A 13,362-nucleotide genomic window follows, 5' to 3' on the forward strand; every position below is an offset into this window, starting at 1 on the left:
AATCAATGCTCACGATTTTTGGTGGGATTGGTCTGTTTTTACTTGGTATGACCATGCTAACAAACGGACTGAAAGAAATTGCTGGAGACGCATTAAAAAAATGGCTGAACAGATTTACGAAGGGTCGTATTAGTGCGGTTGTTTCCGGAGCTGTTATGACGATGCTTGTACAATCTTCAACAGCAACAACATTACTTACGATCGGCTTTGTGAGTGCAGGTTTGCTTACATTTATACAATCGATTGGGGTCATTATTGGTGCGAACATCGGTAGTACGAGTACGGGCTGGATTATTTCATTAATTGGCTTCAAAATTAGTTTACAAACGATGGCGTTACCGATTATTGGCGTTGGGGTATTTATGTCTCTGATTGCGCCAAATGATATTAAAAAATTCGGTAATGTGTTTGCAGGATTCGGTTTACTATTTTTGGGGATAGATATGTTACAGCAAGGAATGGGCTCGGCACAAGATTTAATTGCGTTCGACAAAATACCGGCTGACTCTATTATTTCGATTTTTCTATTAATAGTTATTGGAATTGTGATGACTGTGATTATGCAAGCTTCAAGTGCGGCAATGGCAGCTACTTTAGCAGCATTATTTGCAGGGGCCATTGATTTTGAACAGGCCGCTTACTTAGTCATTGGGCAAAATATTGGGACGACAGCTACGGCATTATTTGCGGCAATTGGTGCATCGGTTGCAGCAAGGCGTACAGCGATAACCCATTTAATGTTTAATGTAATTACAGCAATTATTGTTACGTCCATATTCTCATACTTTGTCTCAGCAACAAAATGGATTACGGTAGCGATTTCTGGTAGCTTTGATGAAACTATAGGCTTAGCGATTTTCCATACATTATTTAGTGTACTAGGAGCGTTTATTTTCATTCCGTTAATGCAGCCGTTTGCCAATTTACTAATGAAAATGGTACCAGAGCGTGAAAATGCATTGACGCGTAATTTAGATGAAAGCTTAGTGGAAATGCCTACTGTAGCGATCGATGTGTCATTTATAACGATGCGTGATATTATGATGGAATTAACGAAGGCACAACAGCTTTTATTACAGTCGAAAAAAGTGACTGTAGATTACGAAAAGAAAATGCTAGAAGTAGAAGAGGCACTTATCATTACACGCAGATTTTTAGATGGTATTTTAGTAAGTTCTTCGCGTGACCGTACAAAGCTGATTTCAATATTACATACACTCGATCATTTACATCGATTAATAAAAGTATTGCGCGAACAACAAAAGGTAGAGGCGCTTTATTTACAAGAAAAACTCATGCAAGATTGGCAGGAGTTATTGGAGACGATAGGTGACCGTCTGTCAGAGGATGAAAAAATGCTCGATATATCGATTATTTTAGAGCATACATCGCAAGAAATGGCACAGCAGCGTCGCAATAAGCGCGAACAATATTTTGAACGTTCTGTATCAAATGAAACACAGCTTGATTTAGCGGTTTCAAAGGTAGATGCACTATTATGGATAGACCGTTTAATCTATCATTATTGGCGTGCAACTGCGCGAATGGCAGAATATCAAACGATTAATGAAGATTAAAAAATGGGGCTGTCTAAAAAGTCGAAACTTTTTAGACAGATGCCTCCTCATGTATTAATTATCCGCTTTAGGCGGTGCTTCTGCGGTGGTCAGAATAAATTCTCACCATCCTCGGCGCAAAGGGTCTACCCCAGAATTACTTCTCGGGCAGACCCTTTTTTATTATTTTTGATATTTTTTTTCTAGCTTCATGCCGACGATACGGATGACAATACCGATTAAAATAAACACCCAACCAAGACCGATAAAAATATAGTTTAACGTTTGATTTGAATTTGGAATGACATCAAATAGCCCTAAACAAACGACGATTATGCCAGAAAATGATATTAAAAGGCCAGCTGTTACAATACTCACGTTCTTTCACCTCTAGCGAAAATTTTATCATGAATCGTGCATATATTACAACGGACACAAATAAAGTCATAGAGGTGTCACAAATATTGTAACTAATATTGAATATTTTGAAACTTTTTGCAATATTTTACGTATTAATTAGAAATAACCTATAAAAAGGGGGATGCACCATGAAAAAATGGGCAAGTTTAATAAGTGCGTCGGCAGTAGCGCTAAGTTTATTTACAGCGGGGACAGTGGCAAATGCCAATACGGCTATAACTTCAAAAGAAGATCGCCAACAAATTTATGTAGCAATTAATGATGAACAGGTCACAAAGGAAATGCTGATTAAGAAATTAAAATCAGTATTACCAGAGATGTTCGGTTCATATAGCAATAGCGATTTCACTATGTCGACAATGAGCCATCACTATTCGGATGATTTAACAACTCGCTATGAATTATCGTTTACGAAAACCGTTGATAAAAAGACACAATCAGGAAGTATTACGTTTAAAGAAGGGGATTTAGAAATTGAATCGCTTTCTATTTCACCAATTATTACTAAGGACTCGTTATTTCCTGGGAAAATAACAGAGCAAGAAGCGCAAAAGATTGCAACGGATTTAGTCAAGAAAGTAACGGGGAACACTAATTTTATTACAGCAAGCCAAGTTCCGAGCTATTTTTCAACACGCTTAATTACAGAGCCAATTTCATATACGTATTCATTTACGAAAACCGAAAATAACATTCCGATTCAAGATCAAGGTATGTATGTAAGTGTTCTTGGGGACGGAACAATTCAGCATTTTATGCAATATTCACAGACGCCTAAACGTTTAGCATTTGAAGAAGCGAATAGTATCCTTGCTAAAAGTGAAGCTATTGCCAAAATGAAAGATTCGCTAAAATTATCGCTCCAATATTCGTATAATTATAATTCATACAATTCGAAACCTACAGTAAGCTTAGTGTATGCTCCAACGGCAGAGTATACGGGCATTCATGCGAAATCAGGAAAGTGGCATACTTATACTGGTACAATAGAGCAAATTCAAGCAAAAGCACTTTCACCAATTGTGGAAAAGCCATTACAGGCAGCAAAGCCAATTACGCTTGAGGAAGCGAAACAAGTCGTCAAAAAGCTTGCAGAATCAAAAGCGAACGGTGAGAAATTTGAAATCGATTCCGCTTATGAGCATGAAAGTGAAGGGACAAGTATTATAAGTATTTCATATTCATACCGTACGAAAAACTCTTCGTATGGTACGTCGATTGAATTCAATAAAAACACCGGAGAGCTTTTAAATTACTATGATATGTCAGATTCAGTACCATATATAGACGCACCTGAAGATAAAACGCCACGTCTTGAAGAAGATAAAGTGCTGGCGATTGCGACGGATTATGTGAAACAATTTGCACCAGCCTCGGTCCATGAATATTCGAAGCCGATTCATAAAGTAAGTTATGATGAGGAAAATAAAATGCATATGGTTACTTTCCCACGTATGAAAAATGGACTTGTTGTAAATGGGGATAGTATTTCAGTATCCATTAATAACAAAGGTGAGCTTAAATCTTACTACCGTAGTAATCTAACAATTGATGAGTGGCCTGCTATTGATTCCGTAATTTCACTAGAAGAGGCTCAGAAGAAGTTTGATGCGGTGCTAGATGCTAAGCTTGTTTACCAGCCGGTTTACGATAAACCAGGAAATTACGAGCTTCTTTACATCCCAACGATTGGTGATGACTTTGTTTACCAAATGAATGCGTCGACAGGTGAATTTATGAATCTTTTCGGTATGGCAAAGAAGGAGCAAATTACACATCCAACTGCTGAAAAAGAGCTGAATTATTTAATTCAAGCAGGTGCAATTGAAGTGAAAGACGCAAAAACCTTCAATGCAGATAAGTCCATTTCACAAGGTGAGGCCTTAAAAACAATTATTAAATCGATTGGTTATTTCTATGAAGACTTTTCGTATAATTATGGTCGAAATGAAACGAATACAATCGACTTCGTATCAAAGGACAATCCGTACTATTCTACAGTGGAATCCGCTTACCGAATGGGGATTATAAAGGATGAAGATAAGCTAGCGATTGACCAAAACGTAACAAAAGAGCAGCTAGCAGTGTGGTTTGTCCGTGCATTAGGTCTAGAACAAGCCGCGAAAAATACAGGGATTTATAAGTTAGATGTGAAAGACTTGAATGAAATTACAGCAGCAAACATTGGTTATGTATCATTATCAAATGCGTTAAAGCTTCAGCCTATAACAGAAAATAAATTCCAGCCAAAAAAGGAAGTTTCATATGCGGAATTAGCCGTTTCGATTATTGATTTAGCCTATGCTATTGCAGAAAAACAGAATACCGGTTATTAATTTACTTTAGCAGAGGTTCAAGCCCCGACTAAAGCAAGCTACTGCCCCCGGAGGATGTCACAGATTTTTAGAGGATTTTTTTGAGCAGGATCGAAAAAAATCTGGATGAGAGTAAGCCGAGGCATAATTGATTTAAATTTCACCTCACTATGCATTCTGTGTAGTGAGGTGTCCTTGTTCGTGGAGCAGTAATGAGAACTGTTTTGAAGAACAGCATCGAAGCTTTTTCATTTCAGCATAAACGAAATGTGTTATTCTAATATTTGTTCTTATATAGTCACATAATTAAGAATGTATGTTCTAATTTTCTTGAATCGTAGTGGTTTATGAATATGATTTTATGTTAAAATAAGAAAAAGCACGAAAACCTAAAAAAAGAAGCGAAAAATTTTAGGAAACGATGTAATATAATTAAAGTAATTAATCAATGATGGAAGTTGGGAAAAACATGCAAAAAAATAAATATCGCATTCATAGTAATGCATTATTTGAAATTGCGCAAAGTCGTGCATTTACCGAAAAGGATAATATCGAAGAGCGCTTCGATGAAGATGGTAAAATTAAATTAGTAAGTGACCGTGCTGGTGCGGATCTTACATTATCATTAGTAAAAACGGAAGATGGCCTTGCTTACCTAGTAAAATGGGATGATTCTGAGGAAATATATAAAGGCTGGAACATGGCTTGGGAAGAATTCGTTTGGTGCTTAGGTGTGGTAAATAAGCCGATCGAGGAAGCTGCCAAAAAAGCGGCTGAAGAAGCAGCAGCTCGTCGTGCAGAAGAAGCGGCATTAGCTGCAGAAAACGCAGAAGCAGATGAAGTAACTGAAGATGATGCAGTTGAAGAAATTGTAGCTGTTGTAGCTGAAGAATTAGAGAAATAAAATACGGAAAACCGTCTGAAGCAGTGTGTTGCTTAGACGGTTTTTTGTTCGTTTTGGACATATTTTTATGTGGTAATTTTATGGGTATAAGTAGACGTTTATTGCTCACTAATAATTTTGTAATCCGGTGTGAAATCAATGCGGATCCAATAGCAGGAACAGAACAAATTATCGACGGTGCACTGTCGGTTCAATAAAAAACAAGTGACTAAGTTATAAAAAGAACATCTACGATTGAATAAAAATGTGATAGTAAAAATGCTTGAAGAACAGGGGGACTCCGCGCAAAGTAGCGAGGTATGTGGAAAGCCTTCTCAAAATCAAAAGCAATTATAAATAGCAAAAACCAACAATGTTCTTCTGAAGACACATTGTTGGTTTTCTTTGGTTGATAGGAAAGTATAAATCTTTCAATAAAAGCCACATGAGAAAAGAGTTGTCTTATGCTTGTTTATTTGGTCCAACAAGCGCAAATCGTTCCCACTTACGACTACGCCAGCGGAAAATGACTAAAATTGCACGAATCCATTCATCACATGAAATCGCAAGCCATACGCCGACTAAGCCTAAATCTAGGACAAATACAAATAAGTAACCTAGTGATAGTCCGATACAAATCATCGAGATAATTCCGATACGCACAGGGTAGGTCGCATCTCCAGCAGCACGTAGCGAGTTGATGATTGTAATATTAATGGTACGACCGGTTTCTAAGAAAATACTTAATAATAAAACGCTAGCACCGATTTGAATAATGTCATCATTGTCAGTAAATAAGCGCATAAGCGGTTCTCGGAATGTCGTAACGAGTGCCACCATCACAAGTGTAAAAACAAGTGCTGATTTTACGCTAAACCATACTGTTTTGTAGGCTAAGTCTTTATCACCTGCGCCAACATAACGCCCGATCAATATAGCCGTACCAGAACCAATTGCCATCGCAAATAAATATGTAAACATAGATATATTCGCCGCGTATTGACGTGCTGATAATGCTTCAGCACCTACATACGTTACATAGTAAAGTAATACAATTTGGCTCGCTTGATATAATACTTGCTCCAGTGCAGATGGAATGCCGATTTTTAAAATTTTTGAAATGTATTCTTTCGACATACGGTAATAGTCGGCAAATTGAATGCGTACTTCAAGTGCCTGATATAGTAACCAGAAAAATACCACTGATGCTACAATACGGCTAATGACTGAAGAAATGGCTGCCCCTTCAACACCAAGCTCTGGCGCACCAAATTTCCCGAAAATTAAAATATAGTTCAGAATAACGTGAAGTACGTTCATCCCAAGTGATACATACATCGTTTGCTTCGTCCATCCTTGCACGCGAATGATTGAAGATAGCGAGGTAATTAGTGCCTGAACAAAAATAAAGCCCCCAACAATTGCTAAATAGCTTTGCGCAGCTTCAAGGACAGCTCCTTGTAAATTCATCATTCGCATAATCGCGTCAGAGAATAATAGGAAAACGCCACTTAAAACAAAACCAGTAATTAAGTTTAATGTCACTGATAGCGCGGAGATTTTCGAGGCATCTTCTAGTAAGCGAGAGCCTAAATATTGTGAGACAACGATCGAAGCTCCTGTGCCAATAACACCTAATAACAGAATCGCAATTTGAATAAATTGGTTAGCTGTCCCGACACCAGCGACGGCATTGTCAGATACGGCACTTAACATGAACGTGTCTGCAAGCCCCATTAGCATAAATAAAAATAGCTCTAAAAATAAAGGCCATGTAAGTTTAAATAAGCTTAATTCCTTTGTTGTGTTTGCCAAATTACCTCACTCTTTCATTAATTTACTCTGTAGATTTTTTTATTTAGTTTGAAAACGTCTCAAAAAATCTGTAATATCCGCCGGGATTTAAGCCCCACTGAATAATGGTATGCTTGGCATCCATCTTCCATTTATAGAAATGTAGAAATTCTGTACCTGTCGCATTGCATATCGTACCAAGTTAAAACAAATCGTATCGTACCATAAAAAGGGAGTTGAAGATAGTACGAAAATCGAAATAACAGCATTTTTAAATAAAATAATACAAATTTGATTATTTTATGCTGGATAAAAATAATTATCAAAAATTTGTAATGTTAAAATGACAAAATCTCACCTTTTGATACTAAATTGTAATTTCTGTATCATCAAGTTGTAATATAACTGAAATATAAAGTAGGTATGCTAATACAAGTTGAATCAAAAAGATTTTTCACGAAAATTATTTTGGAGGGAAATATTCAAGTATGATCAAGAAGTTATTAGCATTTACCGTGGCAATTGCCGCAAGCGCATTTATTTTTGCAAGCCCGTCTTTTGCAGCAACACATACAGTTCAATCAGGTGAGACTTTATTTTCAATTGCTCCAAAATATAACATATCAGCAACAGAATTAAAAAAGAAAAATAAATTAACAAGTAATAATCTAACAATAAATCAAGTTCTTCAAATACCAGAGAAAACTGAAAAAGTATCAGCAACCCACCCGTCAAATGTAAAGAAGACATTTAAAATGACGGCTACAGCATATACAGCAAATTGTAAAGGCTGTTCAGGTATTACAACAACAGGATTAAACTTACGTAAAAATCCAGATTTAAAAGTAATCGCGGTTGATCCAAAAATCATTCCACTTGGTTCAAAAGTATGGGTTGAAGGCTATGGCATTGCGGTTGCAGGTGATACAGGCGGCTCAATTAAAGGAAACAAAATCGATATTTTCGTAAAAAGTAAATCAAAAGCCTATAACTGGGGACGTAAAAAAGTGACGGTTAAGCTGTTAAAATCATAATTTGAAGGTCATGCATAAGCTGCATGACCTTTTTTATGTGTATTTTTGAATTGTACAATGGTGTGAGATTATCATACTATAAATAAGAGGCTGCTATCCATGTGGCACAATAGAAGAAAAATAAAAGAGGCAGATAATGAAAAATTCCATCACTTAGATTCTTATACTAGTATAGCCACCAGTTGTCGTTTTTCCCGCACGACTGGTGGCTTTTTTTGAGGATAATCACATGTCTCAATTACGGAAATTATATATTCGTTTTTGTGTAAGCTGTTGAAAATTAAGTCCTCATTTATAAGCTTTTACTACGTTTTGAATAAGAGGAGTTCCGGTTTCTACTAAAGATTGATTATCATAGTTAAGTCCCCAATAATAAATAGTTCCCAGTAAAGTTTGGATAATTACTTGGAAAAATTGTTTTTTTGAATCAATTTTTTTTAATGATCCATCCTTATTTCCATCCTCTATAATTTCTAAAATAATTTTAAAAAGTTTTCGATCTTCGCTTGTAAAAAATGTATGCTTTTGGTCAATAATCGCTGCAGAATATATAACCCTCATTAATTCCTTTCCCATCTCTTTTTCAATGCTTGCATAAACGGATAAACAAAATGCTTCTAAACGATCAATTGCCAAATGGTGTTCTAATCTAATTTGAGAATATATATTTACATAGCTTTCATCCATTTCCATAAAGCGCATCATAAAAATACTAGACTTCGATGGGAAGTGTTGATAAAAGGAACCTTTAGAAGTCTCACTTTCTTTGACAATACGATCAACAGAAATTTTATCATAGCCATACTTTTCAAAAAGGGCTAGTGCAACAGTCATTATATGTTGTTGTTTCTGAATCCCGCTCTCAGTTTTATTATCGGTATTGTACATATTATCTCCTTTAAGTGTTTATCTTGTTAAAATATAAATTGACTTACTATAATTACCATTATATCATTAGACTACAGTCTGGTCTATGGAGGGGATGAGAATTATGAAAAAGCTTAGAAAGCCAGAAGAGTTATCTATACTTTTTGAAGACTCTATGCGTTTACTTGTTGGGGGCTTTGGTATTTCCGGCACACCACTAACAGTTTTAGACGCTCTTGCTAAATTTGAAGCAGGTAACTATGAAGTTGTTAGTAATAACCTAGGGGACAATGGAAAAGGATTACACAAAGTTTTTATGGCTGGGAAAATCGACAAAGCTATTGGATCTTTTTTCACTATTAATAAAGAAGCTATAGAAGCATGGTCAAAGGGAGAATTAGAAATTGAGCTTTTACCACAAGGTACTTTAGCAGAAGCAATTCGTTGTGGAGGCGCTGGCATTGGTGGTTTTTATACCCCAACAGCATTAGGTACTAAATTGGCCGAAGGTAAAGAAGTACGTGAAATTGACGGTGTCCGGTATTTATTTGAAAAAGCAATCAAAGGGGACATCGCATTAATAAAAGCGGATAAGGCGGATAAAGCAGGAAATCTAGTTTACCATTCAACAGCACGTAACTTTAATCCAATGATGGCAACAGCAGCTAAAATTGTTATTGCTGAAGTTGATGAAATTGTTGAAATTGGCGAATTTAGCCCAGAAGAAATTGTAACTCCACATATTTATGTAGATTATATAGTGGAAAGTAAATATGTAAAGCAAGGAGGGAGTTACATTGAAACTAGATAATAGAGAACTAATTGCTAAAAAAATAGCTGAAGAATTACAAGATGGAGAGGTTGTGAATTTAGGGGTAGGAATTCCAACTCTCGTAGCAAAATATATCGAAAATCATAATGTTTATTTGCAAACTGAAAATGGTTTAATTGGGATGGGACCACCGCCAGACGAAGAGAACATTGATATTGATCTAATTGATGCTGGTAAAACACCAGTAACAATTACACCTGAAGCGTCATTTTTTGATAGCGCATTTTCTTTTGGAATGATCCGTGGAGGACATGTAGATGTAGCAGTTTTAGGAACGTTAGAAGTAGATTGTTATGGGGAGATTGCCAACTGGGCTGTGCCAAATCAACCAATTTTAGGAGTTGGTGGAGCAATGGATTTAGTTGCAGGTGCAAAAAAAGTCATCGTTGCTAGTACCTTGTTTACAAAAGACGGTTCACCAAAATTAGTAAAAAAACTGACATTAGACTCCAGTGGAGAAAGAAAAGTTGATCAATTTGTAACAGAATATGCAAATTTCATGTTCCAAGATGGCGAAGTGATTGTAAAAGATATTTACGGATCACTCAGCTTTGAAGAACTTGAAGAAAAAATTGGTTTTCCTTTAAAATTTAAAATAACTAAATAAGTTGGGGAGGATTAGCTATGTGGAGTTTAATTACAATCGTTATCTCATTAATACTACTAATTGTATTAGCGCTTCGTGGTTATAGTATCATTATTATTGCTCCAGTTGTCAGTTTGTTTGTAATGGTAACAAATGGTTTCTCGATATTAGAAACATTTCAAGAAACTTATATGTCTGGATTTATAAATTATGTGAAAAATTACTTCCTCATATTCTTATTTGCCGCAATATTCGGTAAATTGATGGATGATAGTGGTGCTGCTCGTCAAATTGCTAACTTACTATTAAAAATTGTTGGTAAAGATAGCAAATATAAAGTACTAGTTGCAGTAATGATTATTTGTGCATTTTTAACGTATGGTGGCGTTAGTCTATTCGTAGTTATTTTTGCAGTATTACCGATTGCTAAGCCCCTATTTAAAGAATTGGAAATTCCTTGGCATTTGTTTATGGCTCCATTCTTTACTGGGATAGGAACATTTACAATGACGATGTTACCGGGTACACCATCTGTTCAAAACATCATTCCGACTAAATATTTAGGTACAACTGTAACAGCTGCCCCATTATTAGGGATTATCGCAGCGGTATTCGTTATTGCGATTAACTTATGGTATATGAAGTTTGCGCTAAAACGCTCTGAAGCAAGAGGCGAAACATATTCTGGTATGAAAAACCCTGATAACGATGAAAAAGGAAGTATTAAAGATATTTATGCAGGACGTAAATTACCGAATCAATTTATTAGTTTAATCCCACCTATTGCTTTATTAGTCACTTTAAATTTATTTGAAGTTCCAATTATCTATACATTAATGGGAGTTGTTGTATTAACTACAATTTTATTCTGGAAAAATATCGAAATCAAAAAAGATACAATTAATAATGGTACTACTTCAGCCATATTACCAATTATTAATACAAGTGCAGATGTTGGTTACGGTTCAGTAATTGCGATTACAGCAGGCTTCACATTATTTAATGATGCTATGGCAGATATTCCAGGAAGCCCATTAATTTCACTATTTATTGCGACTACTGCATTAGCTGGTATCACTGGTTCATCAAGTGGTGGGTTAGGGATTGCGATGGAAGCGCTCTCCCAAACATATTTAAACCTAGGATTAAATCCAGAAGCTATGCACCGAGTAGCTGCGGTCGCCTCTGGAGGATTAGATTCATTACCACATAATGGTGCAGTAATTACGATTTTAGTTGCTTCTAAATTAACTCATAAGGAAGCATATATGCATATTTTTGCAGTTTCAGTAATTGCACCACTACTTGCTGCGATTCCAATGTTAATTGCTGCAGTTTTATTATACTAATTTTTGGGAGGGATCGGCATGGTGGAAAATGTAGGTGTTATCGGTTCTGGAACAATGGGGTTCGGAATTGCGTTTCAATTCATTACAAACGGTACGCAAGTTACTATTCAAGACATTCGTAGTGAAGCGTTTGAACTTGCTAAAGAAAAGTTAAAGACGTACTTAACCATCTTCCGTGAAGAGGGCGTTTTATTTACTGATACTGAAGAAGTAATTATAGATCGCTTAAAATTTACTACAAAAATTGAAGATTTAAAGCATTGCGATTTAATAATTGAATCAGCGACTGAAAATTTAGAACTGAAACAGAAGATTTTCAAGCAACTGGATGAAATTTGTGATGAAAAAACAATTTTAGCGTCAAATACATCTAGTTTAAGATTATCGGAAATTACTAGAGATATTAGTGAATCAAGAAAGCAACGTGTTCTTTTAACTCACTTTTTTAATCCTGCTCATATTGTACCTTTAGTTGAATTATTAAAAGCACCTGAAACATCACAAGAAGTATATAACGAAGTAGATACTTTTATGAAAAAAGTAGGTAAGGTGACGATTGAAGTTAAAAAAGAAGTACCAGGTTTAGTTGCAAACCGTATTCAAACAGCACTTGCAAGAGAAGCTCTTGCGTTACTTGAAGATGGCATTGTATCAGAGCACGATTTAGAAAATGCAATTTTTGCTGGTCCAGGTTTTAGATTTTCAACTAGTGGATTATTAAAAATAATGGACTTTGGGGGTTTAGATGTTTGGAACATCGTTTTAGATCAGTTACAACCTGTTCTAGAATCTAATATCCGTTCATTTGAAATTTTAAAAGACAAAGTACAAGCTAATAAATTCGGAGTTAAAACGTCTCAGGGGTTCTTTGAATACCCAGGTAAAAGCTTGGATAGTTATGTAGTCGAAAGAGATCGTTCGCTAGTTCAGCAATTAAAAGTTTTCAATAAAATATTAAATACGAAGGAGCATGAGCATGCGTAATGTTTTAATTACAGGTGCAGCAGGTGGTTTAGGTCAAGCGATGGTAAAAAAATTCATAGATGAAGGGGATTATGTTTTCGCTGCTGATTTGGCTATCGATGAATTAAATAAAGTGGTAGAAGCATTTCCTGGAAAAGTAACTGCTGTTGAACTTGATGTAACAAGTGCCCAATCAGTACAAAATGTAATCGATTCCATTTGTAAGGAACAAGAGTTACATGTCGTTGTTAATAATGCCGGTTTACAACACAGAGATAAGATTGAAGACTTCCCAGAAGAAAAGTGGGATTTATTGCAAAATGTAATGTTAAAGGGTCCATTTTTAATTACTAAATACGTATTTCCATATATGAAAAAACAAAATTACGGAAGAATTGTAAATATTTCTTCTGTGCATGGTGAGATGGCTACACCTGAAAAAGTAGCTTATGTTGCTGCTAAACATGGGGTTATTGGGTTAACGCGCGTTGCAGCACTTGAAGGAGCTGCCTATGGTATTACGGTTAATGCAGTATTACCAGGACCTGTAAAAACACCATTACTCCAAAAGCAATTAAATGATTTAGCTCAAAATAAAGGTATGTCTGAAGCAGAAGCATTAAGTGAAATTATTTATCCTAAGCAAGCAATGGAACGCTTTATCACAGCAGAAGAAATTGCGGATGGAGTTTATTTTATTTCTTCAAAACATGCAACAGGTATTACGGGTGAAATGTTAAATGTCTCAGGTGGAATGTAAAGG

Annotated in this window: 12 protein-coding genes; 9 read left to right on the forward strand and 3 right to left on the reverse strand. The window is 35.8% G+C overall.

What is annotated here, in order from left to right; translation table 11 throughout:
- Positions 1-5 precede the first annotated feature (5 nt).
- Positions 6-1,577: a Na/Pi cotransporter family protein gene (locus O7776_RS06960; protein ID WP_274309866.1), complete on the forward strand. Its 1,572-nt coding sequence runs from the start codon at positions 6-8 to the stop codon at positions 1,575-1,577.
- Positions 1,578-1,739: 162 nt separating this feature from the next.
- Here the strand turns inward: O7776_RS06960 and O7776_RS06965 are convergent, their stop codons facing one another.
- Positions 1,740-1,934: a hypothetical protein gene (locus O7776_RS06965; RefSeq protein WP_274309867.1), complete on the reverse strand. Its 195-nt coding sequence runs from the start codon at positions 1,932-1,934 to the stop codon at positions 1,740-1,742.
- A 170-nt stretch (positions 1,935-2,104) separates the two neighbouring features.
- Here O7776_RS06965 and O7776_RS06970 point away from each other — a divergent pair, with 170 nt between their 5' ends.
- Together O7776_RS06970 and O7776_RS06975 are read left to right on the forward strand one after the other, a co-directional pair.
- Positions 2,105-4,312, forward strand: coding sequence for a YcdB/YcdC domain-containing protein (locus O7776_RS06970; RefSeq protein WP_274309868.1), 2,208 nt, complete (start codon positions 2,105-2,107; stop codon positions 4,310-4,312).
- 448 nt (positions 4,313-4,760) lie between these two features.
- A complete protein-coding gene (locus O7776_RS06975; RefSeq protein WP_241368447.1) occupies positions 4,761-5,195 on the forward strand; it encodes a homoserine dehydrogenase in 435 nt (144 codons plus the stop codon).
- 441 nt (positions 5,196-5,636) lie between these two features.
- On the opposite strand, the gene O7776_RS06980 is transcribed toward O7776_RS06975, so the two are convergent.
- Positions 5,637-6,989 carry an MATE family efflux transporter gene (locus tag O7776_RS06980; RefSeq protein WP_274309869.1) on the reverse strand — a complete coding sequence of 451 codons (1,353 nt, stop codon included), beginning with the start codon at positions 6,987-6,989 and terminating at the stop codon, positions 5,637-5,639.
- 467 nt (positions 6,990-7,456) lie between these two features.
- On the opposite strand from O7776_RS06980, the gene O7776_RS06985 reads away from it, so the two are divergent.
- Positions 7,457-8,002, forward strand: a complete 546-nt coding sequence (locus O7776_RS06985) for a 3D domain-containing protein (RefSeq protein WP_274309870.1) — start codon at positions 7,457-7,459, stop codon at positions 8,000-8,002.
- 288 nt (positions 8,003-8,290) lie between these two features.
- On the opposite strand, the gene O7776_RS06990 is transcribed toward O7776_RS06985, so the two are convergent.
- Entirely contained in the window at positions 8,291-8,890 is a 600-nt protein-coding gene (locus tag O7776_RS06990; protein ID WP_274309871.1) for a TetR/AcrR family transcriptional regulator, read from the reverse strand.
- Positions 8,891-8,993: 103 nt separating this feature from the next.
- Between O7776_RS06990 and O7776_RS06995 the strand changes: the two genes are divergently transcribed.
- From O7776_RS06995 to O7776_RS07015, 5 genes are read left to right on the forward strand one after another with little or no spacing between them, the layout of a single operon-like run.
- Positions 8,994-9,680, forward strand: a complete 687-nt coding sequence (locus tag O7776_RS06995) for a CoA transferase subunit A (RefSeq protein ID WP_241368451.1) — start codon at positions 8,994-8,996, stop codon at positions 9,678-9,680.
- Positions 9,667-10,308 (forward strand): 3-oxoacid CoA-transferase subunit B, encoded by a 642-nt coding sequence (locus O7776_RS07000; RefSeq protein ID WP_274309872.1) that lies wholly within the window; start codon positions 9,667-9,669, stop codon positions 10,306-10,308. Before O7776_RS06995 ends, O7776_RS07000 begins: the two co-directional genes overlap by 14 nt.
- 17 nt (positions 10,309-10,325) lie before the next feature.
- Positions 10,326-11,636: a GntP family permease gene (locus tag O7776_RS07005; RefSeq protein WP_274309873.1), complete on the forward strand. Its 1,311-nt coding sequence runs from the start codon at positions 10,326-10,328 to the stop codon at positions 11,634-11,636.
- A gap of 18 nt (positions 11,637-11,654) precedes the next feature.
- On the forward strand, positions 11,655-12,620 hold the full coding sequence (locus O7776_RS07010) for a 3-hydroxyacyl-CoA dehydrogenase family protein (protein WP_274309874.1): 966 nt from the start codon (positions 11,655-11,657) through the stop codon (positions 12,618-12,620).
- Positions 12,613-13,359 carry a 3-hydroxybutyrate dehydrogenase gene (locus tag O7776_RS07015; protein WP_274309875.1) on the forward strand — a complete coding sequence of 249 codons (747 nt, stop codon included), beginning with the start codon at positions 12,613-12,615 and terminating at the stop codon, positions 13,357-13,359. The genes O7776_RS07010 and O7776_RS07015 overlap by 8 nt, the downstream gene beginning before the upstream one ends.
- The last annotated feature ends 3 nt before the right edge of the window (positions 13,360-13,362 follow it).

The sequence above is a fragment of the Solibacillus daqui genome (genome assembly GCF_028747805.1).
Classification (GTDB): domain Bacteria; phylum Bacillota; class Bacilli; order Bacillales_A; family Planococcaceae; genus Solibacillus; species Solibacillus daqui.

Coding starts and splice junctions, on each gene's coding strand:
- O7776_RS06960 (WP_274309866.1), top strand. CDS start 6: ATGCTCACGATTTTTGGTGGGATTGGTCTGTTTTTACTTGGTATGACC.
- O7776_RS06970 (WP_274309868.1), top strand. CDS start 2,105: ATGAAAAAATGGGCAAGTTTAATAAGTGCGTCGGCAGTAGCGCTAAGT.
- O7776_RS06975 (WP_241368447.1), top strand. CDS start 4,761: ATGCAAAAAAATAAATATCGCATTCATAGTAATGCATTATTTGAAATT.
- O7776_RS06985 (WP_274309870.1), top strand. CDS start 7,457: ATGATCAAGAAGTTATTAGCATTTACCGTGGCAATTGCCGCAAGCGCA.
- O7776_RS06990 (WP_274309871.1), bottom strand. CDS start 8,890: ATGTACAATACCGATAATAAAACTGAGAGCGGGATTCAGAAACAACAA.
- O7776_RS06995 (WP_241368451.1), top strand. CDS start 8,994: ATGAAAAAGCTTAGAAAGCCAGAAGAGTTATCTATACTTTTTGAAGAC.
- O7776_RS07005 (WP_274309873.1), top strand. CDS start 10,326: ATGTGGAGTTTAATTACAATCGTTATCTCATTAATACTACTAATTGTA.
- O7776_RS07010 (WP_274309874.1), top strand. CDS start 11,655: ATGGTGGAAAATGTAGGTGTTATCGGTTCTGGAACAATGGGGTTCGGA.
- O7776_RS07015 (WP_274309875.1), top strand. CDS start 12,613: ATGCGTAATGTTTTAATTACAGGTGCAGCAGGTGGTTTAGGTCAAGCG.